A 26,124-nucleotide genomic window follows, 5' to 3' on the forward strand; every position below is an offset into this window, starting at 1 on the left:
ACTGGCCGCGCTGGCGCCGCCGTCGCTGGGCTTCAACTACCTCGGCCGCTTCGCCGTCGCCGAGGCCGGCGACGCTCCGGCCGGCCGCGAACAAGCCGACTGGAATCCGGTCGGCGAAGACGGCGGCTTCGGCGGCGGCGGCGACGCCGAACAGCCGTTGGCGCACCCGCTGGAACTCAACGCCCTGGTTCGCGACGAAGCCGACGGTCCGCGCCTGTACGCGAACTGGAACTGGGCCGGCGAACTGCTCGACGAAGCCGCGGTGGCGGCCTTCGCCCACGCCTGGTTCGACGCCCTGCGCCGCATCGCCGACTTCGCCCGCGAAGCCGACGGCGCCGCGCTGACGCCGTCCGACGTGCCCCTGGTCGCGCTCGACCAATCCGACATCGAACTCCTGGAATCGCTCTATGCGCAACTCGAAGATTGAAGACATCCTGCCGCTGACCCCGCTGCAGCACGGCTTCCTGTTCCACGCCTTGTACGACGACAAGGTGCAGGACAGCTATGTGGTGCAGATGACCTTCGTCCTCGACGGCGCGCTCGACCCGGCCGCGCTGCGCGCCGCCGCCGACGCGCTGCTGCGCCGCCACGCCAGCCTGCGCGCGGCGTTCGTGCACGACAAGACCAAGGAACCGGTGCAGGTGATCCAGCGCGACGTGCGCGCGCCGTGGCGCGAACTGGACCTGTCGGCGCTGGCGCCCGCGCAGCGCGAGGCCGCGCTCGCCCAGGCCATCGCCGACGACGCCCAGGAGCGCTTCGACCTGGCCCGCGCGCCGCTGCTGCGCTTCGTGCTGATCCGCGAATCGGCCGAGCGCCACTACCTGATCTTCAACAGCCACCACATCCTGCTCGACGGCTGGTCCACGCCGATCGCGCTGCAGGAACTGTTCGCGCTGTACCGCAACGGCGCCGACACCGAGGCCTTGCCGCGGGTGGTGCCGTACCGCGACTACATGCGCTGGCTCGGCGGGCGCGACCGCGCCGCCGCGCGCGAGGCCTGGCGCGAGGCCTTCCTCGGCTTCGAGGAGCCGACCCGGATCGCCGCGACCAGCACCGCGCCGGCGGTGCCCGACACCGTGCGCATCGACCTGCCCGACGAACTGGTGCAGCGCCTGACCCGCCAGGCGCGCAGCCTCGGCGTCACCCTCAACACCATGGTCCAGGCGGCCTGGGGCGTGCTGCTGGGCCGGCTCACCCACCGTCGCGATGTCGCCTTCGGCACCACCGTGTCGGGCCGCCCGCCGGAACTGGCCGGCGTCGAGCAGATGGTCGGACTGTTCATCAACACCTTGCCGCTGCGCCTGCAGTGGCGCCCGGACGAGACCGTGGCCGCGCTGCTGCAGCGCCTGCAGCGCGAGCAATCGGCCTTGCTCGACCACCAGCACCTCGGCCTGGCCGAGATCCAGCGCATCGCCGGCCACGGCGAACTGTTCGACACCCTGGTGATCTTCGAGAACTTCCCCGTAGGCGAGGACGGCAGCGGCCCCGACGACCTCAGCGTGGCCGTGCACAGCCACCACGGCGGCGACACTTCGCACTATCCGGTCGGATTGGCGTTGGTGCCGGGCCGGCCGTACCAGCTCAAGCTCAGCTACCGTCCCGACCTGCTCGAGCGCGAACAGGTGCTGCGCCTGGGCCGGCGCTACCAGCGCCTGATCGAAGCCTTCGCCGCGGACGCGCAGCAGCCGCTGGGCCGGATCGACCTGCTCGACGCCGACGAGACCCGGCGAGTGCTGCACGACTGGAACGCGACCGCGCGCGAGCGCGCGGACACCGACTTGGCGACGTTGCTCTCGACCCAGGCCGCGCGCACGCCCAACGCCGTCGCGCTGACCTTCGAAGGCGAGTCGCTGAGCTACGCCGAACTGGAAGCGCGCAGCAACCGCCTGGCGCGCGCGCTGATCGCGCAGGGCATCGGCCCGGAGTCCATCGTCGGCGTGGCGTTGCCGCGTTCGCTGGACCTGCCGGTGGCCCTGTGCGCGGTGCTCAAGAGCGGCGCGGCCTATCTGCCGCTGGACACCGACTATCCGCCCGAACGCCTGGCCGACATGCTCGCCGACGCCGCGCCGGCCTGCGTGCTCGGCCGCAGCGATGCGGCCGGATCGCTGCCGGCGCACGCGCCGCTGTGGCGGCTCGACGACGCCGCGCTGGGCCAACGCCTGGCCGCTCTGCCGGCGCACGCGCTCGCCGACGCCGAGCGCAGCGCGCCGCTGCGGCCGGAGCATCCGGCCTATGTGATCTACACCTCCGGTTCGACCGGCAAGCCCAAGGGCGCGGCGATCCCGCACCGCGGCGTGGTCAACCGGCTGGCGTGGATGCAGCGCGAGTACGGCCTGGCCGCCGACGACGCGGTGCTGCAGAAGACCCCGACCAGCTTCGACGTATCGGTGTGGGAACTGTTCTGGCCGCTGACCCGCGGCGCGCGGCTGGTGCTGGCGCGGCCCGACGGCCATCGCGAACCGCGCTACCTGGCCGAACTGATCGAACGCGAACGCATCACCACGGTGCACTTCGTCGCCTCGATGCTGGAGGTGTTCGTGCTGGAAGCCGACGCCGGCCAATGTGCGAGCCTGCGCCGCATCGTCTGCGGCGGCGAAGCGCTGTCGGCCGACCTGCGCCGGCGCGTGGCGCAGCGCGTGGGACGGCCGTTGCACCATTCCTACGGCCCCACCGAGACCTCCATCGGCGTGGCCGCGTGGCCGTGCCGCGAGGTCGAGGACGGCCCGATCCCGATCGGCGGGCCGATCGACAACACCCGCTTCTACGTGCTCGACAGCGCGCTGCGGCCGGTGCCGCCCGGCACCCTGGGCGAGCTGTACATCGCCGGCGACTGCCTCGCCCGCGGCTATCTCGGCCGCGCCGCGCTCAGCGCCGAACGCTTCGTCGCCGATCCGTTCGCGCACGGCCAGCGCATGTACCGCTCCGGCGACCTGGCGCAATGGCGCGAGGACGGCGCGATCGTCCACCGCGGCCGCGCCGACCATCAGGTCAAGGTGCGCGGCCTGCGCATCGAACTGGGCGAGATCGAGGCCGAGCTGGCCCGCGCCGGTTATGCGCGCAACGCCGTCATCGTGCGCGAGGACCGTCCGGGCCAGCGCCAGATCGTCGGCTACCTCGTCGCCGAGGCCGGCTTCGACGCCGACGCGCTGCGCGCGCAGCTGGCCGCGCGCCTGCCCGAATACATGCTGCCGGCCGCGCTGGTGGCGCTGCCGGCGCTGCCGCAGTTGCCCAACGGCAAGCTCGACCGCAAGGCCCTGCCGGCCCCGGACTACGCGCCGGCCAGCCTGCGCGAGCCGCGCGACGAGCGCGAGCGCATCCTGTGCGCGCTGTACGCCGAAGTGCTGGGCGTGGAGCGGGTCGGCATCGACGACAGCTTCTTCGACCTCGGCGGGCATTCGCTGCTGGCGATCCGCCTGATCGGCCTGATCCGCGCGCGCCTGCAACTGGAGCTGCCGATCCGCGCGCTGTTCGAACACCGCAGCGTCGCCGCGCTGGCGCCGCAGCTGGACCGCAACCGCGCGCGCCGGCCGGCGCTGTCGGCGCAGGCGCGCCCGCAGCAGCTGCCGCTGTCGTTCGCGCAGTACCGGCTGTGGTTCCTGCACCAGCTCGAAGGCCCCAGCGCCACCTACAACATCCCACTGGCCCTGCGCCTGCACGGCCCGCTCGACGCGGACGCCCTGCAGGCGGCGCTCAACGATGTGCTGGCGCGCCACGAAAGCCTGCGCACGCTGTTCCCCGACGGCGACACGCCGCGGCAGCACATCCTGGCCGCGCCCGGCGCGCACGACCGCCTCGACGACGCGGCCGCTTATGTATCGCTGGCGACGCTGGACATCGACGAAGCCGCCCTCGACGCCGGCCTGCGCGATGCGGCGGCCTACGCCTTCGACCTGAGCTGCGAATTGCCGCTGCGCCCGAGCCTGTTCCGGCTCGGCGCCGAAGACCACGTGCTGCTGCTGTTGCTGCACCACATCGCCGGCGACGGCGCCTCGCTGGCGCCGCTGGCGCGCGACCTGTCGCAGGCTTATGCCGCGCGGCTGAGCGGCGCGGCCCCCGCCTGGGCGCCGCTGCCGGTGCAGTACGCCGACTACACCCTGTGGCAGCGGCAGCTGATGGGCGCCGAGGACGACGGCGACAGCCTGCTGCGCCAGCAGATCGACTACTGGAAGCAGCGCCTGGCCGACCTGCCCGAACAATTGTCGCTACCGGCCGACCGGCCGCGTCCGGGCACCGCCAGCTATCGCGGCCGCACCACCCATTTCGAGTTCGACGCCGCGCTGCACCGGCGCCTGCTGGCGCTGTCTCAGCGCCACGGCGCGACCTTGTTCATGACCCTGCAGGCGGCGGTCGCCGCGCTGCTGACGCGGATGGGCTCGGGCACCGACATTCCGCTCGGCGCGCCGGTGGCCGGCCGCACCGACGCCGCGCTCGAGGACCTGGTCGGCCTGTTCCTCAACACCCTGGTGCTGCGCGTGGACACCTCCGGCGATCCCAGCTTCGCCGCCCTGCTCGCGCGCGTGCGCGACACCGACCTGGCCGCCTACGAGCACCAGGACCTGCCGTTCGAGCAACTGGTCGAGACGCTCAACCCGACGCGCTCGCTGTCCTATCACCCGCTGTTCCAGGTGATGGTGGTGCTGCAGAACATGAGCGCCGGCGAACTGCGCCTGCCCGGCTTGCGCTGCCAGGCGCATGCGCTGGACACCGACGTGGTCAAGTTCGACCTCAACTTCGCCTTTTCCGAACGCACCGGCGCCGACGGCGCGGCCGACGGCCTGCAGGGCGCGATCGAATACGCCGCCGACCTGTTCGACGAAGCCAGCGTGCAGACGCTGTGGCAGCGCTTCGAGCGCCTGCTGTACGCGGTGGCCGAGGACGCCGACCGCGCCATCGGCGCGATCGAGCTGATGGCGCCGACGGAACGGCAACGCCTGCTGCACGACTGGAACGCCACTGCGCACGCGGTCGTCGAAGCGCCGTTGCCGACCCTGTTCGAGGCCCAGGCCGCGCGCACGCCGGCGGCGCCGGCGGCGATTTTCCAGGACGAAGCCGGCGCCGAGCAGCGCCTGGACTTCGATGCGCTCAACCAACGCGCCAACCGCCTGGCCAACGTGCTGATCGCCGAAGGCGCGGGCCCCGAAAGCGTGGTGGCGATCGCGCTGCCGCCGTCGCTGGACTTGCTGGTCGCCCTGCTCGCCACGCTCAAGGCCGGCGCGGCGTATCTGCCGCTGGACCTGGGCAACCCCGGCGAGCGGCTGGCGGCGATGCTGGACGACGCCCGCCCGGTGCGCGTGCTGACCCGCCAGGCCTTCGCCGGTCTGCTGCCCGCGGATGCGCCGCGCTGCCTGCTCGACGAGCCGGCGCTGCAACAGCGCCTGGCCCGCAGCAGCGCCGCCAATCCCACCGACGCCGACCGGCTGCGGCCGCTGAAGCCGCTGCACCCGGCCTATGTGATCTACACCTCCGGCTCCACCGGCACGCCCAAGGGCGTGACGGTCGCGCACCGTTCGGCCGCGCATTACTTCGCCTGGTGCCGGCACGCTTACTTCGCCGAGGCCGAGGGCGGCAACGGTTCGGCCACCACGCTGTCGGCCGCGTTCGACGGCAGCGTCACCTTGATGTTCGGCCCGCTGCTGGCCGGCCAGCCGCTGACCCTGATCGAGACCGACAAGGATTTCTCGCGCCTGCTCGCCAGCCAGCCGGCCGGCGGCTATGAGTTGCTCAAGCTCACTCCCGCGCACCTGAAACTGCTCAACGCCACCCTGGAACCCGGCGCTGCGGCGCCCGCGCGCACTTTGCTGCTCGGCGGCGAAGCGCTGGTGCCGGCCGATCTCGCGTTCTGGCAGGAGCGCTATCCGCATGTGCGCCTGATCAACGAGTACGGCCCGACCGAGGCCACCGTCGGCTGCAGCACCTACGACGTCGACGCCGACATGCGCGACGCCACCGGCGTATCGATCGGCACGCCGATCTGGAACGCGCGGCTGTACGTGCTCGACGAAAAACTGCGGCCGCAGCCCTGCGGCGTGGCCGGCGAGCTGTACATCGCCGGCGCCGGCCTGGCGCGCGGTTACCTCAATCGCCCCGGCCTGAGCGCCGAGCGCTTCGTCGCCGACCCCTTCGCCGCCGGCGAGCGCATGTACCGCACCGGCGATCTCGCGCGTTGGCGCGCGGACGGACGCCTGGACTGCCTCGGCCGCATCGACCACCAAGTCAAGATCCGCGGCTACCGCATCGAACTCGGCGAGATCGAAGCGGCGCTGGCGCAGGCCGGCTTCGCCCAGAACGCGGTGATCGCGCGCGAGGACCACGCCGGCCAGAAACAGCTGGTCGCCTACCTGGCCACCGCCGGCTCCGCTGCGGCCGAGCCCGACCTGACCGCGCTGCGCGCGCAGTTGGCGCAGCGCCTGCCCGACTACATGATCCCGCTCGCCTTCGTCGCCCTGGACGCGTTGCCGCTCACCGGCAACGGCAAGCTCGACCGCAAGGCGCTGCCGGCGCCGCAGCTGCGCAGCGCCGGCGAACGCGCGCCGCGCAACGCGGCCGAGACGCTGCTGTGCGAACTGTTCGCCGAGATCCTGCACTTGCCGCAGGTCGGCATCGAGGACAACTTCTTCTCGCTCGGCGGCGACAGCATCGGCTCGACCCAGTTGGTCGGCCGTCTGCGCCGCGCCGGCTGGTCGGTCAGCGTGCGCAACGTGTTCGAACACCAGAGCCCGGAAGCGCTGGCCCAGGTCATCCGGCCGCTGGCCGACGCGGCCGAGACCGCGCTGGAGGCGGCGGTCGGCGAAATGCCGGCCACCGCGATCATGCACTGGTTCCTGGAACAGGGCGGCCCGTTGCAGCAATACCATCAGTCGGTGCTGCTGCAGATACCCGCCCTGGGCGAAACCGATCTGCTGGCGGCCTTGCAGGCCGTGCTCGACCACCACGACGCCCTGCGCCTGGAATTGACCGCGCAGCAACGCTGGAACGTACGCGCCGCCAGCGCGGTGCGCGCCGCCGATTGCCTGGCGCGCATCGACACCGGCGATTGGACCGAGGCGCTGCACGATCAAAGCGCATTCGAAGCGCGCATGCACGAGCGCGCCACCGCCAGCGCCGCCGCGCTGGACCCGCGCGACGGCCGCATGCTGCAGGCGCTGTGGTTCGAACATGCGGGCCAACCGCTGTTGCTGCTGCAGATCCACCATCTGGCCATCGACGGCATTTCCTGGCGCATCCTGCTGCAGGACCTCAAGGACGCCGCCGACGCCATCGGCGCCGGCCGCGCCGTCGTCCTGCCCGCGGTGGCGACGCCGCTGCGCCACTGGGCCTTGCAGCTGCCGCACGCTGCCGCGCAGCGCGCGCACGAACTGCCGCTGTGGCAGTCGATGCTCGCCGGCCCCGACCCGGCGATCGGCGCGCGCGCGCTCGAGCCCGCGCGCGACACCCTGGCCACGCGCCGCAGCCTCAGCCTGAGCCTGGACAGCGAAGTCACCCGTTGCCTGCTGACCCGCGCGCCCGAGGCCATCCACGGCCGCATCAACGACGTGCTGCTGACCGGCTTCGCCCTGGCGCTGCGCGGCTGGCGCGCGCGGCGCGGGCTGGACGATCCGGACACGGTGCGTTTCGGCCTGGAAGGCCACGGCCGCGAGGAGATCGTCGCCGGCGCCGAGCTGTCGCACACCCTGGGCTGGTTCACCAGCCTGTTCCCGCTGCAGCTGGCGCTGGACGCGACCGACGCGCGCACCGCCCTGGGCGACGAGCGCGCGCTCGCGCGCTGCCTCAAGCAGGTCAAGGAACAGCTGCGCCGCCTGCCCGACCACGGCGTCGGCTACGGCCTGCTGCGCTATCTGCACGAACCAAGCCGGCAAGCCCTGGCCGATCAGGCCGCGCCGCAGATCGCCTTCAACTACCTGGGCCGCTTCGGCGCCGGCGACGCGGGCGAGGATTGGGCCGCCACCGACCGGGTGGCGGTGCAGGCCGGCGATCGTCCCGAGCGGCCGCTATCGTACGCGCTCGAACTCAATGCGATCACCCTGGACGGCGCCGCCGGACCGGTGTTGAACGCGACCTGGAGCTGGGCCGGCGGCTTGCTCGACGAGCGCGAAGTGCGCGAACTGGCCGAAGACTGGCACGCCGCCCTGCGCGCCATCGCCGGCTACGCCTCGCGCGCGCAGCGCGACGGCTTCACCGCCTCCGACCTGCCGCTGGTCGCGCTCGAACAGAGCCAGATCGAGGCGATCGAAGCCGCGCAGCCGGCGCTGGCCGACATCCTGCCGCTGTCGCCGTTGCAGCACGGCTTCCTGTTCCATGCCCTGTACGACGAACACGCGCACGACAACTACATGATGCAGGTGGTGCTGCGCTTCGACGGCCCGCTGCGCGGCGACGCGCTGCGCAAGGCCGCGAACCGGCTGCTTCAACGCCACGCCAACCTGCGCGCCGCGTTCGTGCACGAGGGCCTGGGCGAAGCGGTGCAGGCGATCGCGCGCACGCTCGACGCGCCGTGGCGCGAAGTCGAAGTGGACGAAGACGGCTTCGCCGAAGTGCTGCGCGAAGACCAGCAACAACGCTTCGAGCTGGCGCAGGCGCCGCTGCTGCGCTTCATCCTGGCGCGCACCGCGCCCGACCGGCACTACCTGGTGTTCACCAGCCACCACATCCTGCTCGACGGTTGGTCCACGCCGATCCTGGTCCAGGAGCTGCTGGCGCTGTATGCGCAAGGCGAACACGCCGCGCTGCCGCGGGTCACGCCGTATCGCGACTACCTGGGCTGGCTGGCCGGCCGCGACAAGCCGGCCGCGCTGGCGGCGTGGCGCGAAGCGCTGGCCGGGCTGGAGGAACCCAGCCGGATCGCCGCGGCGAACACCGCCGCGTCCATGCCGCAGCTGCTGCGCTACCACCTGCCGCAAAGCCTCAGCGCGCGCCTGGTCGAACAGGCGCGCCAATGCGGCGTGACCCTCAACACCGTGATCCAGGCGGCCTGGGGCATCCTGCTCGCGCGCCTGCTGCGCCGCGACGACGTGGTGTTCGGCATCACCTTCGCCGACCGCCCGGCCGAGCTGGCCGGCAGCGAGCAGATGGTCGGGTTGCTGATCAATACCCTGCCGCTGCGCCTGCGCCTGCAGCCCGGCGAGTCCTTGCGCGACCTGCTGCGGCGCTTGCAACAGCGGCAATCGGCCCTGCTCGAACACAGCCACCTGGGCCTGAGCGAGATCCAGCGCGTGGCCGGCCTGGGCGAGCTGTTCGACACCCTGATGGTCTACGAGAGCTATCCCATCGACGAAGCCAGCCTGCAGGCCCAGTCGCAGCAGCTCAGCGTCGGCTTCCACAGCCACCACGGCGGCGACACCTCGCACTATCCGCTGGGCCTGTCGGCGGTGCCGGGCGAACGCATCCGCCTGGGCTTCAGCTACCGCAGCGACGTGTACGCACCGGCCCAGGTCGAGCGTCTGGCCGACAGCTACACCCGCATCCTGGAAGCCTTCGCCGAGCAGCCGCAAGCGCCGCTGGCGCAGCTCGACGTGCTGCCCGCGCGCGAACGCCAGCGCCTGCTGCGCGACTGGAACGACCGCGCCCTGTCGGTTCCCGCGCTCGATCTGGCGACGGTGCTGGAGCGGCAAGCCGCGCTCAGCCCCGATGCGACCGCGTTGATTTTCGGCGACGAACGGCTCAGCTACGCGCAGTTGCATGAGCGCGCGCAGCGGCTCGCCGGCGCGCTGCGCGCGCGCGGCATCCGCGCCGAGGACCGCGTCGCGGTCGCGCTGCCGCGCTCGACCGAGCTGGTCGTCGCCCTGCTCGCCGTGCTCAAGGCCGGCGCGGTGTACCTGCCGCTGGACGTGGACTACCCGGCCGAGCGGCTGGCCTACATGCTCGCCGACGCCGCGCCCGCGATCGTCATCACCCTCCGCGATGCGATCCCGGCCGCGCCGGACAATGCGTTGCTGCTCGACGATGCCGCGCTGCGCGAGGCCCTGGAAAACGCGGCCGACGACGACGCGGCCGCCGGCCGCGCGCTGCGTCCGGAACTGCGCCTGGATCACCCGGCCTACGTCATCTACACCTCCGGCTCGACCGGCAAGCCCAAGGGCGTGGTGGTGAGCCATCGCCAGATCGTGCATTCCAACGCGGCGCGACTGGACTACTACGCGTCCGCCAACGGCGGCCGGCCCGAAACCGCGCTGCTGCTGCCGTCGGTGGCCTTCGACGCCTCGCTCGGCACGATCCTGCACGCGCTGAGCAGCGGCGGCACGCTGGTGCTGCCGGCGCCGGGACAGGAGCGCGAGCCGGCGGCGTTGGCCGAGCTGGTGGCCCGGCATAAGGTCCATGCCTGGCTCAGCGGGCCGGCGCTGTATCGCGCGGCGCTCGATCAGGCGCAAGGCCGCCTGTCGAGCCTCACCCGCGTGGTGCTGGGCGGCGAATCCATCGCGGCGGCGCTGTTGCAGCAACATCGCGCACAGGCATCGGCGCAGTGCGCGCTGTACAACGAATACGGCCCGACCGAAGCCAGCGTGTGGTCCAGCGCGGCGCGGTTGCAGTCGCAGCCGGAAACGGACGCGGACGAATCCGCTACCGAACTGGCGTGCATCGGCGCGCCGATCGCCAACACCCGCCTGTACGTGCTCAGCCCGCAACTGCAACCGCAGCCGGTCGGCGTCGCTGGCGAGCTGTACATCGCCGGCGCCGGCCTGGCGCGCGGCTACCTCGGGCGCGCCGCGCTCAGCGCCGAGCGTTTCGTGGCCGATCCGTTCGCGTCGGGCGAACGCATGTACCGCAGCGGCGACCTCGCGCGCTGGCGCGAAGACGGCCAGCTGGAATACCTCGGCCGCGACGACGGCCAGGTCAAGCTGCGCGGCTTCCGCATCGAGCTGGGCGAGATCGAAGCCGCCATCGCCGGCGCGGGCTATCCGCACAACGCGGTCGCGGTGCGCGAGGACCGTCCCGGCCAGCGGCAACTGGTCGCCTATCTGGTGACCGGCGCCGATGCGCCCAACAGCGACGCGCTGCGTCGCCAGCTGGCCGGGCTACTGCCCGAGCACATGGTGCCGGTCGCTTATGTCGCGCTGGACGCGTTGCCGCTCACCCCCAACGGCAAGCTCGATCGCCAGGCCCTGCCCGCGCCGGAAGCCAACCGCGACCAGCGCCTGCCGCGAACCGCGCTGGAACAGTCGCTGTGCGACCTATTCGCCGCGGTGCTGGGATTGGAGACGGTCGGCATCGACGACAGCTTCTTCGCCCTCGGCGGCGACAGCATCAGCTCGATCCAGTTGGTCGGGCGCGCGCGCCAGGCCGGTTTGCGCTTCAGCGCGCGCGATGTGTTCCAGCATCCCAGCGTGCAGGCCCTGGCCCGCGTCGCCGGCACCGAGGAACCCGTCGATGCGCTGCCGCAACAGGCGCCGACCGGCGCCCTGCCGGCCACGCCGATCATGCAATGGCTGCTGGAGCGCGAGGGCTCTTACCGGCACTTCGCCCAGACCATGCTGCTGCAGGTTCCCCGACTGAGTCACGAGCCCTTGCAGGCCGCGCTGCAGGACCTGATCGAGCACCACCACGCGCTGCGCATGCGCCTGCACGACGGCGCGTTCGACATCGGCGCCGCCGGCAGCGTGCGCGCGGCCGACTGCCTGGACCCGGTGCCGCTGCACGGCCTGTCCGCCGACGCGCGCGAGCGCCTCATGCACGAGCGCATGCTCGCCGCGCAGCTGCGGCTGTCGCCGGCCGACGGACGCATGATGCAGGCGGTCTGGTTCGACGACGGCGCCGATTCGCGCCTGTTCCTGGTCCTGCACCACCTGGTGGTGGACGGCGTGTCCTGGCGCATCCTGGTGCCCGACTTGCAGGCGGCCTGGGAGGCGCGCGCCGCCGGCCTCGCGCCCGCACTCGCGCCGGTGCCCACCTCGCTGCGGCACTGGGCCCTGGCGCTGCCCGCGGCCGCCGCCGCACGCACCGCGGAGCTGCCGTTCTGGCAGGCGATGGTCGCCGGCGAAGATCCGGCGCTGACCGAGCGTCCGCTCGACCCCGCGCGCGACACCCTGGCGAGCCAGCGCCATCTGTCGCTGCGGCTGGAACCGGAAGTCACGCGGGTGTTGCTGACCCGCGCGCCCGAACGCGTCCACGGCCGCATCAACGACGTGCTGCTGTCGGCGTTCGCGCTGGCATTGGCCCAGTGGCGCCGCCGCCAGGGCCTGGGCGACGGCGAGGGCGTCCGCTTCGATCTCGAAGGCCACGGCCGCGAAGCGCTGACCGGCAGCGCCGCCGCCGAGGGCATCGACCTCAGCCGCACGGTCGGCTGGTTCACCAGCCAGTTCCCCGTGCAACTGTCGCTGGCCGGCATCGACCAGGCCGCGGCCGCGCACGGCGGCGGCGCGCTCGACGCCGCGCTCAAGTCGGTCAAGGAACAACTGCGCGCCCTGCCCGACAACGGCATCGGCTACGGCCTGTTGCGTTACCACCACGACGACGGCCGCGTCGCGCTCGGCGGCCATGCCGCCGCGCAGATCGGCTTCAACTACCTGGGCCGCTTCGCCATCGCCGAGCAAGGCCGCAGCGCCTCCGACTGGGCCCAGGCCGAGGCGGCGATTCCCAGCGCCGGCGAAGACGCGCCGCTGGTCCACGCGCTTTCGCTCAACGCCACCACCGAGGACCGCCGCGACGGTTCGGTGCTGTGCGCCAACTGGAGTTGGGCCGGCGAATTGTTCGACGAGCGCGCCATCGGCGAGCTCGCCCAGCTGTGGTTCGAGCTGCTGCGGCAGATCGCGCGCAACGCCGCGCAGGACGAGCGCACGCTGTTCACGCCCTCGGACCTGCCGCTGATCGCGCTCGACCAGCAGCGCATCGAAGCCATCGAGGCGATCCAGCCGCCGCTGGCCGACATCCTGCCGCTGTCGCCGTTGCAGCACGGGCTGCTGTTCCACGCCCTCTACGACGACGGCGCGCCCGACGCCTATCTGGTGCAGCAGGTGTTCCGCTTCGAGGGCCGGCTGGACGCGGCGGCGATGCAGAACGCCGCCGACCGCCTGCTCGAACGCCACGCCAACCTGCGCGCGGCGTTCATCCACGACGGCCGCTCCAGCACCGTGCAGGCCATCGCCCGCGTGGTCAAGGCGCCGTGGCGCTTCCAGCAAACCGACGAGGACGGCCTGCAGACGCTGTTGCTGCTGGACAAGCAGCAACGCTTCGAACCGTCGCAGGCGCCGCAGTTGCGCTTCACCCTGGTGCGCACCGCGCCGGACCTGCATTACCTGGTGTTCACCAGCCACCACATCCTGCTCGACGGCTGGTCGATGCCGATCGTGCTGCGCGAACTGCTGGCGCTGTACCACGCGCGCGGCAGCGACGCCGCGTTGCCGCCGGCGCCCGCGTATCGCGACTACCTCGCCTGGATCGGCGCGCAGGACCGCGAGGCCGCGCGCGCGGCCTGGCGCGAGGAACTCGCCGGCCTCGACGAACCCACCCTGCTGGCGCCGCAGGCCTCGGCCGAGCCGAGCATGCCGCTGACCCACCAGCACCTGTTCTCGCGCGAGCTGACCCAGTCCCTCAACGCCCAGGCGCGCCGCCACGGCCTGACCCTCAACACCCTGCTGCAGGCGGCGTGGGGTTTGCTGCTGGCGCAGACCACCGGGCGCCAGGACGTGGTGTTCGGCATCACCGTGTCCGGCCGTCCGCCCGAAGTGGCTGGGGTGGAGCGCATGGTCGGCCTGTTGATCAACACCCTGCCGCTGCGCCTGCGCATCCGCCCGCAGCAAACGCTCGCGGCCTGGCTGGACGACCTGCAGGCGCGCCAGGCGCGGCTGCTCAACGAGCAGTTCCTGGACCTTCCGCAGATCCTGCGCGACAGCGAGCACGCCACGCTGTTCGACACCTTGATGGTCTACGAGAACTATCCGCTGGACCCGAACGACCGCCGCGCGCTGGAAGCCGACAGCGAACTGCGCATCGGCATGGCGCCGGGCCACGGCGGCGACCTGTCGCACTACCCGCTCAGCCTGTCGCTGCTGCCGGGCGAACGCCTGCGCCTGGACTTCAGCTACCGGCCCGACGTGTTCTCGCAAGCCGACTTGGATGGGCAGATCGGCCGCTATACCCGCCTGCTCGAAATCCTGGCCGGCGATCTCAGCCAGCCGATGGGCCGCGTGGATCTGCTCAACGACGGCGAGCGCGCGCGCCTGCTGCAGACCGGCGTCGCGCCGCTGCAGCCGCCGCCGCCGCACGGCGGCCTGCACGATGCGTTCGCGCAGGCCGCGGCCGCCGCGCCGCAGGACCCCGCCCTGGCCTGCAACGGGCAGGTGCTGGACTTCGCCGAGCTCGACGCCCGCGCCAACCGCCTGGCGCATGTGCTGATCGCGCGCGGCGTCGGCGCCGAGGACCGGGTCGCGCTGGCGCTGCTGCGCACGCCCGAACTGATCGTCGCGGTCCTGGCCGTGCTCAAGGCCGGCGCGGCCTATCTGCCGCTGGATCTCGAACAACCGGCCGAACGCCTGCGCGAGATCCTCGACGACGCCCGCCCCGCCTTGGCGATCGGCACCGCCGCCGCCACCCGCACGCTCGATAGCGACGCGCCGTTGCTGCTGCTCGACAGCGCCGAGGTGCGCGACGCGCTCGCCGCCGCCGCGGACCGCGCGCCCACCGACGCCGACCGGCGCCGGCCGTGGTCGCCGCTGCACCCGGCGTATGTCATCTACACCTCCGGTTCCACCGGCAAGCCCAAGGGCGTGGTGATCGGCCACGATTCGCTGGCGCACCTGTTCCATCACCACAAGCACCGGCTGATCGATCCCGAATCGGCCCGCGCCGGCGGCGCGCGCCGGCGCTTCGCTCTGACCGCCTCGATGGTGTTCGACACCTCGATCGAGGCGCTGCTGTGGCTGGCCGCCGGCCACGAGCTGCACCTGATCGACGAGCAGGTGCGCAAGGACACCCAGTGGCTGGTCGACTACGTGGTCGAGCACGGCATCCACGCGATGGACGTGACCCCCTCGTTGTTCGACGTGCTGCTGCAGGACGGCTTGCTCGAACGCGACGACAGCCCGCTGTGCTGCGTGATGCTCGGCGGCGAAGCGGTCGGCGAGGCGCAGTGGCGCACGCTGGCCGAATCGCCGCGGGTGCGCGGCTACAACCTGTACGGCCCGACCGAGTGCACGGTCGACGCCTGCTTCGCCAGCATCGACGCCGGCAGCCGTCCGGCGATCGGCGCGCCGCTGTGGAACAGCCGCGCCTACGTGCTCGACGCGCGCCTGCAACCGGTGCCGGTCGGCGTCGCCGGCGAGCTGTACCTGGCCGGCGCGTTCCTGGCGCGCGGCTACCTCGACCGCCCCGGCCTCAACGCCGAGCGCTTCGTCGCCGATCCGTTCGCCCGAGGCGAACGCATGTACCGCAGCGGCGACCTGGCGCGCTGGCGCGAAGACGGCCAGCTGGAGTACCTCGGCCGCGCCGACAACCAGGTCAAGATCCGCGGCTTCCGGATCGAGCCGGGCGAGATCGAGGCGCGCATCGCCGAAGCCGGCTATGCCCAGAACGCCGTGCTGGTGCGCGACGACCAACCCGGCCGCAAGCAACTGGTGGCCTACCTCGCCGCGCCGGAGGCCGGCTTCGACCTCGACGCGCTGCGCCGGCTGCTGGCCGCGCAACTGCCCGACTATATGGTGCCGGCGGCGTTCGTGCGGCTGCCGCAGCTGCCGCGCAACATCAACGGCAAGCTCGACCGCAAGGCCCTGCCGGCGCCGGACTTCGCCTCCGCCAATGCGCGCGCGCCGCGCGACGCCAAGGAGCAGCTGTTCTGCACTCTGGTCGCCGAAGTGCTGGGGCTGGAGCGGGTCGGCATCGACGACAACTTCTTCGCCCTCGGCGGCGACAGCATCAGTTCGATCCAGTTGGTCAGCCGCGCGCGCAAGCAGGGGCTGGTGATCACCGCGCGCGATGTGTTCCGCCAGCAGACCGTGGAAGTGCTGGCGGCGACGGCCGCGCCGTTGCCGCGCAGCGAGGCGGCGCCGATGCAGGCGCCGACCGGCGCCCTGCCGGCCACGCCGATCATGCACTGGCTGCTGGACCGGCCCGAGCTGGCGCGCTCGTTCAACCAATCGATGACCCTGCCGCTGGCCGCGGGCTCCAGCGAAGCGCTGGTCCAGGCCCTGCAGGACCTGCTCGACCATCACCACGCGCTGCGCCTGTGCGTGGAACCGGACCGGCAGCTGCGCATCGCCGCGCAGGGCGCGGTGCGCGCGCAGGACTGCCTGCGCGAGGTGTCGCTGTCGGGGCTGGCGGCGGATGCGCGCCAGCGCGCCGTCCGCGACGCCGAGCGCGCCGCGCGCGAAGGCCTCGCGCCGGAGCAGGGCCGCATGCTGCAGGCCGTGCGCTTGCACGACGAGAACGGCGCGCAGCTGTTGCTGACCATCCACCACCTCGCCGTCGACGGCGTGTCCTGGCGCATCCTGCTGCCCGACTTCCAGGCCGCCTGGGATGCGCGCAAGCGCGGCTTGGCGCCGCGCCTGGAAAACGCGGCGACCTCGCTGCGCCACTGGGCCCTGCAACTGCCGGCGCTGGCCGCCGCGCGGCGCAGCGAACTGCCGCTGTGGCAGTCGATGTCCGCCGGCGCCGATCCGGCCCTGGGCGAACGCCCGCTGGACCCGCAGCGCGACACCGGCGCCACCCAGCGCACCCTGACCCTGCGCCTGGACCCGCACACCACCCAGCAATTGCTGACCGTCGCGCCGACCCAGATCCACGGCCGCATCAACGACGTACTGCTGACCGCGTTCGCGCTGGCGCTGACCGACTGGCGCCGGCAACGGCTCGGCGCGGCGCCGGCATCGCTGCGTTTCGACCTGGAAGGCCACGGCCGCGAAGCGATCCTGGAAGGCGCCGACCTGTCGCGCACGGTGGGCTGGTTCACCAGCGAATTCCCGCTGCAACTCGACCTCGCCGGCCTGGACCTGGACGACGCCCTGCGCGGCGGCCCCGCGCTCGAACAAGCGCTCAAGCGGGTCAAGGAACAACTGCGCCGGCTGCCCGACAACGGCATCGGCTACAGCCTGTTGCGCTATCTCGACGAGCAAGGACGCGCCGCGCTCGCCGGCGCGCCGTCGCGGCAGATCGGCTTCAACTACCTCGGCCGCCTGCCCGCGGTCGACGACGCCGAACCCGCCGCCCACGACGATCCGCAGCCCGAGACGCCGCACGGCGAGGAAGCGCGCTGGCCGCTGTGGCACGCGCTCGGCCTCGACGCGGTCACCGTCGACCACGCTTCCGGCCCGATGCTGCACGCGACCTGGAACTGGGCCGGCGAACTGTTCGACGACGGCGACATCCGCGCGCTGGCGCAACGCTGGTTCCAGGTGCTGCGCTGCATCGCCGAACGCGCCGGCCACGCCCGCCCGGGCTTCACTCCCTCGGACCTGCCGCTGGTCAAGCTCGACCAGGCCCAGATCGAGGCGATCGAAGCCGGCCAGCCGGCGCTGGCCGACATCCTGCCGCTGTCGCCGCTGCAACACGGCCTGCTGTTCCATGCGGTGTACGACGAAGACAGCGTCGACGCCTACCTGGTGCAGGAGGTGTACCGATTCGACGGGCCGCTCGACGCCGGGCTGCTGCAGACCGCGGCCGACCGCCTGCTGGAACGCCACGCCAACCTGCGCGCCTCGTTCCTGCACCAGGGCCTGGCCGAGGCGGTGCAGGTGATCCCGCTCAAGCCCAAGGCGCCGTGGCGCTTCGTCGACAGCGACGAGGCCGGCGCGATCGCGTTGCTGCGCGAGGACCAGCGACAGCGCTTCGATCCGGCCAAGGGGCCGCTGCTGCGCTTCATCCTGGTGCGCACCGCGCCCGATCGCCACTACCTGGCCTTCACCAGCCACCACATGCTGCTGGACGGCTGGTCCTCGCCGATGGTGATGAAGGAGCTGATCAGCCTGTACCACGCGCGCGGCGACCGTTCGGTGCTGCCGTACGTGACGCCGTACCGCGACTACCTGGCCTGGATCGCCGCGCAGGACCGGCAGAACGCGCGCGACACCTGGCGGCGCGAGCTGGCCGACCTCGACGGGCCGACCCTGCTGGCACCGCAGGCCTCGCCGGAACCGGTGATGCCGCACACCCATCCGCACGAGTTCTCGCGCGAACTGACCCAGGCCCTGACCGCGCAGGCGCGCCGCCATGGCCTGACCATCAACACCCTGCTGCAGGCGGCGTGGGGCCTGCTGCTGGCGCAGACCACCGGCCGCCAGGACGTGGTGTTCGGCATCACCGTGTCCGGCCGCCCGCCGGAACTGCCGGGCGTGGAGCGCATGGCCGGCCTGCTGATCAACACCTTGCCGCTGCGGCTGCCGCTGGACCCGGCGCAATCGCTGGGCCAGTGGCTGGCCGCGCTGCAGGACCGCCAGGGACAGTTGCTCGACGCGCAGCACCTGGGCCTGACCCAGATCCTGCTCGACAGCGGCCACGCGCAGTTGTTCGACAGCCTGATGGTGTTCGAGAACTACCTGCTCGACGCCGACGACCAGCGCCTGTCCGATCCCGACGGCCGCCTGCGCATTTCCATGGTCGACGGCCACGGCGGCGACAAGTCGCACTACCCGCTGACCTTGCTGTCGATGCCGGGCGAATGCGTGCGCCTGAATTTCAGCTACCGCCCCGACGTGTTCGGCAAGGCCGACATCCAACGCTTCGCGCGCCGCTACCAAGCGATCCTGGAGCAGCTTGCCGGCGACTTGAGCCTGCGCGTGGGCCAGCTGGACCTGCTGGAAGACAGCGAACGCATCCGGCTCGACGCCTGGAACGCCACCGGACATGCGCTGGCGCCGGAAAGCCTGCCGGCCGCGTTCGCGCGGCAGGCAAGCGCCACGCCGGACGCGCCGGCGCTGGTGGCCGGCGAGCTGAGCCTGAGCTACGCCGAACTCGACCGTCGCACCGAACGCCTCGCGCAGACGCTGCTGGCGCGCGGGCTCGGCACCGGCCAGGGCGTGGCGCTGCTGCTGCGCCGCTCGCCCGAGTTGGTGATCGCGACCCTGGCCGTGCTCAAGGCCGGCGGCTGCTACGTGCCGCTGCACGAGCAATACCCGGACGAACGCCTGGCCCTGATCCTGGCCGAGACGAACGCCGCGCTGCTGATCGCCGACGCCAGCCTGGACGAACGCGATCTCGCCAGCGCCGGGCTGTCGTCGTCGCAAGTGCTGCGGATCGACCGGCCCGACGACGACGCAGCGCCGGCCGACACCGCAACATTGCCCGTCGCGCATCCGCGCCAGTTGGCCTACGTGATGTTCACCTCCGGCTCCACCGGCCGGCCCAAGGGCGTGGCGGTGGAACAGGCCGACATCGTCGCCTTCGCCCGCGACCGCCGTTTCGCCCGCGAACACGAAGTGGTGCTGCTGCATTCGCCGCATGCCTTCGACGCGTCCACCTACGAACTGTGGGTGCCGCTGCTCAACGGCGGCACCGTGGTGGTGTGCACCGGCGATTCCGGCGACGGCCGGCAGATGCAGCGCCTGATCGCCGAACACGGCGTGCGCAGCATTTGGCTGACCGCGGGCCTGTTCCACGAGTACGTCGAGTCCATGCCGGAGCTGTTCGCGCCGCTGCGGCAAGTCTGGGCCGGCGGCGACGTGCTCTCGGCCGACGCCATCCGCCGCCTGCAGGCGCGCTACCCGGCGCTGCGCATCGTCAACGGCTACGGCCCGACCGAGACCACCACCTTCGCGCTGACCTGCGCGGTGCCCATGCTGGCGCCGCAAGCCGCGAGCGTGCCGATCGGTTCGCCGCTCGACAACATGCGCGTCTACGTGCTCGACGGCGCGCTGCGGCCGGTGCCGCCGGGCGTGCCGGGCGAGCTGTACATCGCCGGCGCCGGCCTGGCCCGCGGCTATCTCGGCCGGCCCTCGTTCACCGCCGAGCGCTTCCTCGCCAACCCCTACGCGCCCGCCGCGCATCGCGGCGAGCGCATGTACCGCAGCGGCGACCTGGTGCGCTGGCGCGAGGACGGCCAGATCGAGTTCATCGGCCGCAGCGACCAGCAGGTCAAGCTGCGCGGCTTCCGCATCGAGCCGGGCGAGATCGAGAACGCGCTGCAGAACCATCCGGCGGTGGCGCAGGCCATCGTCCAGGTGCGCGAGGACGTGCCGGGCCACAAGCAGCTGGTCGGCTACGTGGTGCTCAAGCAGGGCGGCGGCCGCCGCGACACGGCGCAGGAGACGCGCCAGGTAGACGAGTGGGAATCGCTCTACCAGGACCTCTACGACGCCGACACCGTCGACGAGGCGGCGCCGGAATTCGGCGAGGACTTCCGCGGCTGGAACAGCAGCTACACCCAGGCGCCGATCCCGCTGGAGCAGATGCGCGAATGGCGCGCGGCCACGGTCCGGCGCATCCTCGCCCTGCGTCCGCGCCGGGTGCTGGAGATCGGCGTCGGCAGCGGCCTGATCCTGGCGCCGGTGGCGCCGCAGGTGGAGGTCTACCACGGCACCGACCTGTCGCGCGCCACGGTCGAACGCCTGCAGCGGCAGATCGCGCAACGGCCGGAACTGGCCGACAAGGTGCAATTGCTGGCCCTGCCCGCGCACCGCACCCGCCAGGTGGCCGACGCGCTGCCCGTGGGCGAAGGCTACGACGCCATCGTGATCAACTCGGTGCTGCAGTACTTCCCCAGCAGCGACTACCTGCAGGAAGTGATCGAGCAATCGATGCGGTTGCTGGCGCCGGGCGGCGCGCTGTACCTGGGCGACGTGCGCAACCTGCAACTGCTGCGCAGCTTCGTCAACGCCGTGCAACTGCACCAGGCCAGCGGCGACGTCGACGCGACCACCCTGCGCCGCCGCATCGACCAAACCCTGCTGACCGAAAAGGAGCTGCTGCTGGCGCCGGAGTTCTTCACCCAGTTGCCGCAACGCATCGGCAGCATCGCCGCGGTCGACATCCAGACCAAGCGCAGCCGCCACGACAACGAACTGACCCGCCACCGCTACGAAGTGGTGCTGCGCAAGCACGGCCGCGACGTGCGTTCGGCCGCCGCGCTGCCGGCGCAGCCGTGGTCGCCGGCGCTGCTGGAATCCGGCGCGCTGGCCGCGCGCTTGGCCGCGCATCCGGCGGGCCTGCGCATCGTCGACGTGCCGCATCCGCTGCTGCAGCCCGAACTCGACGCGCTGCACCAGTTGCAGGCCGGCCGGCGCATCGCCGAAGTGCGCACCCGGTTGCTGGCCGCGCAGGCCGGCGAGCTGCCGCCGGCCGAAGTCCTGCACGCGCAGGGCCAAGCGCTGGGCTGGGAAGTCGCGGTGACGTGGTCGGATTTCGAACGCGGCCTGGAACTGCTGTTCCTGCCCAGGCACGAGGGCGAAGCGATGTGGACCGACATCCACCAGCCCGCCCACCCGCGCGAGTTCGACGCCAGCGCCAACAGCCCCGGCAGCTTCGACCGCCTGGGCGAGTTGCGCGAGCACGCGCAAAAGCACCTGCCCGAGTACATGCAGCCGCTGCTGGTGCCGCTGCCGATGCTGCCGCTGACCCCGAACGGCAAGGTCGACCGCAAGGCCCTGCCGGCGCCGGACTTCACCTCCAGCCAGCGGCGCGCGCCGACCACGATGCAGCAGCAGGCATTGTGCGAACTGTTCGCCGAAGTGCTGGAACTCAGCGAGGTCGGCATCGACGACGACTTCTTCGAACTCGGCGGCCACTCGCTGCTGGCCACGCGCCTGGTCGGCCGCATCCGCAATACGCTCGGCGTCGAAGTCTCGGCCCGCATCCTGTTCGAATCGCCGACCATCGCGGCGCTGTCGCAGCGCATGGCCGAACCGCTGCAGGCGCTGACCGCGCTGGAACCGATCGTGCCGATCCGCACCCAGGGCCAGCTGCCGCCGCTGTTCTGCCTGCCGCCGGGCGGCGGCCTGGGCTGGTGGTACCGCGGCCTGACCCGCTACCTCGACCCGCAGCGCCCGATCTACGCCCTGCAAAGCCAGAGCCTGATCGACCCGGCGGCGGCCATGTCCGGCAGCGTCGAGCAAGACGTCGAAGCCCACCTCGCCCAGATCCGCGCGATCCAGCCCGAAGGCCCCTACCACCTGCTGGGCTATTCCTACGGCGGCGCCACCGCGCTGGAAGTCGCCGTGCGCCTGCAGCAGGCCGGCCACGAAGTCGCGCGCCTGGTGATCCTGGACTCGTGCATCCGCACCTCGATGCCCGGCTTCGACCCCGACACCGTGCCCAAGGGCGATTACCACGCCAGCATCCTGCAAGGCTTCCTGCAGAACATCGCCGGCTGCGAACTGGGCGACTTCGATCCCGAATCGCTGGACTACGAACGCGCGACGGAACTACTGAAATACAGCGTCTTCTCCGGCTTCGACGCCGCCCTGCTGCAGCGCTTCGTCGCCACCCAGAACAACGAATCCAACCTGCTCAACTACTACCGCCCCAGCGCGAAATTCGACGGCAGCATCGTCTACTTCATCGCCACCGAGGGCCTGGACGCCGAGGCCTACGCGCTGGAACCGGCGACGTTCAAGCACAACATCACCGGCGAACTGCGCAGCTACGACATCGACTGCCGCCACGACCAGCTGACCCACCCGCAAAACCTGTCGCGGATCGGCCGCACCCTGGCGCAGGAGTACCGCCTGTGACGTGACGCGCATAACACCGCCGGAAACACGACTGCGGCACCATCGTCGCAGCCGCGCACCCTACCCCCGCTTCGCCATTCATATTCAACCGGAGTACGACATGACCAACCCCTTCGAAGACAACAACGGCACCTTCCTCGTCCTGGTCAACGACGAAAACCAGCACTCGCTGTGGCCCGAATTCGCCGAAGTCCCCGCCGGCTGGCGCACCGTGTTCGGCCCGGAGCAGCGGCAGGCTTGTTTGGATTACGTCGAGCAGAACTGGACGGACATGCGGCCGGCGAGTCTGGCGGCGCTGGACGACGCGCGAGTGGGTTGAGCGCGGCCGGCCGCATCGGGACATCGATCGGAAAGACGAAGGGCCTGCTTTTGGCAGGCCCTTTTCGTTGGGGACGGAACTTGGGTGCGCGTCCCCACGGACAGCCGCACACAGCACAGGCCCAGGCGGGTTCAGCCGCCTGGGCCCGGGCCGGACGCTATCCAGCTGGCCACGGCCTTCCGGCGAATCGAGCCGGATCGCGCGCTCAGTCGTCCGAGAAGCACCCCAGGGACAGCTTCACATACCAGTAGCCGCTCGACGGCTGGAATTCCTCGACCAGGATGGTCTCTTCCTGCGTGGATTCGCCCCAACCCAGGTAGCAGCTGCGGTTCGCGTAGTAGGAGGCGGCTTCATAGGCTTGGTCGCGGTCGTGGCCATAGCCCTCGCCGATGACTTGATAGTGGTGACGGGCCGCAAGCGCGGCGCCGCTGAACACGACCGACATCAGGAGGGCGGCGCCGACGGCGCGATACTTGTTCATCTTCATACGTGCTCCTTGCAGGTGAAGTTCGAAGACTGCGGAGTAATCGTGACGCTTGTATTGATCCGATCGTCGCAGATGGCTCAAACCGAGACGTGTACCGCGATCTGTTGCCCGTCGCGCGAATGCGAACGCGGGCTTCGTACCGCTCCGCCCGATCGGCCAACGATGAACGGGATCGTGTTTGCTCCGCGTTGGAACCCTAGCACGGGCTCTGGGTACAGTCCGCCGATCTGCCGCCCGCCCGCATACCTCGACCGTTCCCCCGTTGCTTCATCCAATGGCTCGTCAGCAAGATCGGCCGAGCGCGTCGCGGCTCCGGGCGCCAGGATTCGTCGCGCATGGAGCCGACGCCACACCGAACTGCAGCCCTTCGGGGCCATAGACAGCCAACCACCAGCAGGACAGCACAGCCAAACTCCCACCCTCAACGCAAGTACCGCAACCGATCCACATCCGCCTCCGCCCGCAGTCCACCGACGCAGCGATTGTCGTAGGCCGCACTCTCGCCATAGCGCAAGTACGCCTGCCGCGCCTGCGCGCCCCGCCCCGCATGCGACGCCGCCAAGGCCAAGCCCGCATCGATGGCATGCAGGTTCCACCGGTACTGCATCCCCGGCTGCGCGGCCAGTTCGCGCGCGATCAGGTAATGCCGGATCGATTCTTCGTTGCGCCCCTCGCGCAGATGCCACTCCCCCAACCCGCGATGGATGGCGACCAGCGAGCCCGGTTCGTCGACGCCGCCTTGCATCCGCTCGACGTCGGCCACGGCCGCGCGCGCGGCCTCGACCTGTCCGCTGCGCAGCAGCGCCACGGCGTATTGCGCTTGTACGCCGACGGTCCAGGGGTGCTGCGGGCCGAACACGCGCTGGCGCGCGCGCAGGCCGCGCGCGGTCCATTCGACGGCGCCAGCGTTGTCGCCGGCGCACAGGTACAGCAGGCCCAGGTGGTCCATGTAAGTCGCGGTGGTGCCGTGGTTTTCGCCGAGCAGGCCGATCAAGGCCTCGACTTCGCGGCGGAAGCGCTGGGTCGCCTCGCGGTGGCGGCCCAGCGCGCTCAGGGCCACGGCGATGCGGATGCGGGCGATCGCGGCGTTGCCGCTGCGCGGGCCGTTGGCGTCGGCGGCCAGGCGCTCGGCGCGTTCGCCGCTGCGCAGCCCCTGCGCGGCGGCGCCGACGGCGACCTGGCACAGGCTCAGGCTGTTGTAGGCGTCGCCGAGGTCGCTTTCGCCGATCGCGCCCGGCCGCGCCAACAGTTCGCTGTAGACCGCCACGCATTCGCCGAAACGGCTGCGCAGCATCGCGTTCCAGCCGCGCGCGACCTGGATGTGCCACTCCAGCGGCGAGCCGGCGCCGGCGCGGTACGGGAAGCCGGCCTGCAGCCGATCCAGGCGCGCTTGCGCGCGTTGCGGCAGGCCGCGGTACATGTCCACCGTCGCCCGCAACAGTTGCGCGTCCGCGGCGCTGCGCGCGTCGGCGGCCGATCCCAGCAATGCGGCCGCGCGGTCGGCGGCACGCGCGGCCGCGTCGTAGCGGCCGCGCGCGAGCAGGCTCTTGCCCAGCGCCAGCACGATCCGGCCGGCGACGGCGGGATGGCCGCGAAAGCGCGCCTGCGCGCGTTGCACGCCGTCCTCGAGTTGCGCGGCGAGCGGGCGGCCGTCGCCGGCGCCTTCGAAGGGATCGCTGGCGCCGAGGATGTCCTCGCTCAGGAAGCGGTTGATCGCCGCGGTTTCGTCGCGCGCCTGGCGCAGGCGCCGCTGTTCGGCCGCGGACTGCAGCGCGAACGCAGTAGCGAGCGCGAGCAGCGCCGCCACCGACAGCGCGGTGCCGGCGGTGCCGAAGGGATGGCGCTGCGCCAGCCGCCGCAGCCGGTACAGCGGGCCGCCGCGGCGCGCGCGCACCGGGCGCCGCTGCAGGTAGCGCAGCAGTTCGTTCTTGAGCGCGGCGACGGTCGGATAGCGCTGTTCGGGGTCCTCGCGCATCGCCAGGGCGACGATGGCGCGCAGGTCGCGCGACGGCGGCGCGACGCGGCCCGCGCGCAACACCGCATCGAGCAGGCGCCCGAGCTGCCACACGTCAGAAGCGGTGCCGACCGCGCGTCGGTCGCGCTGCTCGGGGCTGGCGAAGTCGGGCGTGAACGCGGCGGCCGGAGCGGTGTCCTGGGCCAGTCCGGCGATGCCGAAGTCCAGCAGCCGGGCCTGCCCGCGCGCGTCGATCAGCACGTTGCCGGGCTTGATGTCGCGGTGGATCAGCAAGCGCGCATGGGCGAATTCCACCGCTTCCAGCGCGGGCAGCAGCAGCGCCGCGCGCGCGCGTTCGTCCAGCGCGTGCGCGCAGGCGTGGCGGTCGATCGGCAGGCCCTCGACGTACTCCATCGCGAACCACAGATGGCCGTCGTCGGTGTGGCCGCCGTCGACGAGGCGGGCGATGTTGGGGTGCGACAGCCCGGCCAGGAACTGGCGCTCGCGGCGGAACAGCGCCTCGCTGTCGGGCGACGTCGCCGCGTCGGGCAGCAGCTTCAGCGCGACGCATTGTTCGAATTCGCCGTCGTCGCGCTCGGCCAGGCAGACCAACCCCATGCCGCCGCGCCCGAGTTCGCGCACGACCCGCCACGCGCCGATGCGCTCGCCGGGCTGCAGGACGTGCGCGGCCAAGCGCGTGCGCAGCAGTTCGCCGAACAGCGCGCCGCGCAGCGGGCCCTGCGGTTCCAGCAGGCGGTCGCGCAGCGACATGCGGGCCGGC

5 protein-coding genes (1 of these 5 cut by a window edge) are annotated in these 26,124 nt (G+C 71.9%); 3 read left to right on the forward strand and 2 right to left on the reverse strand.

Annotated features, from left to right (window positions below):
* From BLV01_RS04885 to BLV01_RS04895, 3 genes are all read left to right on the forward strand, one after another.
* A protein-coding gene (locus BLV01_RS04885) for a non-ribosomal peptide synthase/polyketide synthase (RefSeq protein ID WP_256375574.1) crosses the window boundary here: on the forward strand, positions 1-427 show its 3' portion. It extends 19,676 nt beyond the left edge of the window; the window shows 427 of its 20,103 coding nt (coding positions 19,677-20,103); its start codon lies beyond the left edge, outside the window; it ends in the stop codon at positions 425-427.
* The gene (locus BLV01_RS04890; RefSeq protein ID WP_091794484.1) at positions 408-22,583 is read left to right on the forward strand and encodes a non-ribosomal peptide synthetase; all 22,176 of its coding nucleotides are present in this window, start codon (positions 408-410) and stop codon (positions 22,581-22,583) included. The genes BLV01_RS04885 and BLV01_RS04890 overlap by 20 nt, the downstream gene beginning before the upstream one ends.
* A 100-nt stretch (positions 22,584-22,683) precedes the next feature.
* A complete protein-coding gene (locus BLV01_RS04895) occupies positions 22,684-22,902 on the forward strand; it encodes an MbtH family protein (RefSeq protein ID WP_057948463.1) in 219 nt (72 codons plus the stop codon).
* 205 nt (positions 22,903-23,107) lie between these two features.
* On the opposite strand, the gene BLV01_RS04900 is transcribed toward BLV01_RS04895, so the two are convergent.
* Together BLV01_RS04900 and BLV01_RS04905 are read right to left on the reverse strand one after the other, a co-directional pair.
* Positions 23,108-23,389, reverse strand: coding sequence for a hypothetical protein (locus BLV01_RS04900; protein ID WP_091794486.1), 282 nt, complete (start codon positions 23,387-23,389; stop codon positions 23,108-23,110).
* Positions 23,390-23,810: 421 nt separating this feature from the next.
* Complete coding sequence (locus BLV01_RS04905; RefSeq protein ID WP_091794488.1) at positions 23,811-26,114, reverse strand: serine/threonine protein kinase; 2,304 nt, start codon at positions 26,112-26,114, stop codon at positions 23,811-23,813.
* Positions 26,115-26,124: the final 10 nt, after the last annotated feature.

Origin of the sequence: Lysobacter sp. yr284, assembly GCF_900107375.1 — a bacterium.
Lineage (GTDB): Bacteria > Pseudomonadota > Gammaproteobacteria > Xanthomonadales > Xanthomonadaceae > Lysobacter.

What these genes read in the sequence shown, in the direction of transcription:
- BLV01_RS04890 (WP_091794484.1), top strand. Translation starts at nt 408, where the DNA reads ATGCGCAACTCGAAGATTGAAGACATCCTGCCGCTGACCCCGCTGCAG.
- BLV01_RS04895 (WP_057948463.1), top strand. Translation starts at nt 22,684, where the DNA reads ATGACCAACCCCTTCGAAGACAACAACGGCACCTTCCTCGTCCTGGTC.
- BLV01_RS04900 (WP_091794486.1), bottom strand. Translation starts at nt 23,389, where the DNA reads ATGAAGATGAACAAGTATCGCGCCGTCGGCGCCGCCCTCCTGATGTCG.
- BLV01_RS04905 (WP_091794488.1), bottom strand. Translation starts at nt 26,114, where the DNA reads ATGTCGCTGCGCGACCGCCTGCTGGAACCGCAGGGCCCGCTGCGCGGC.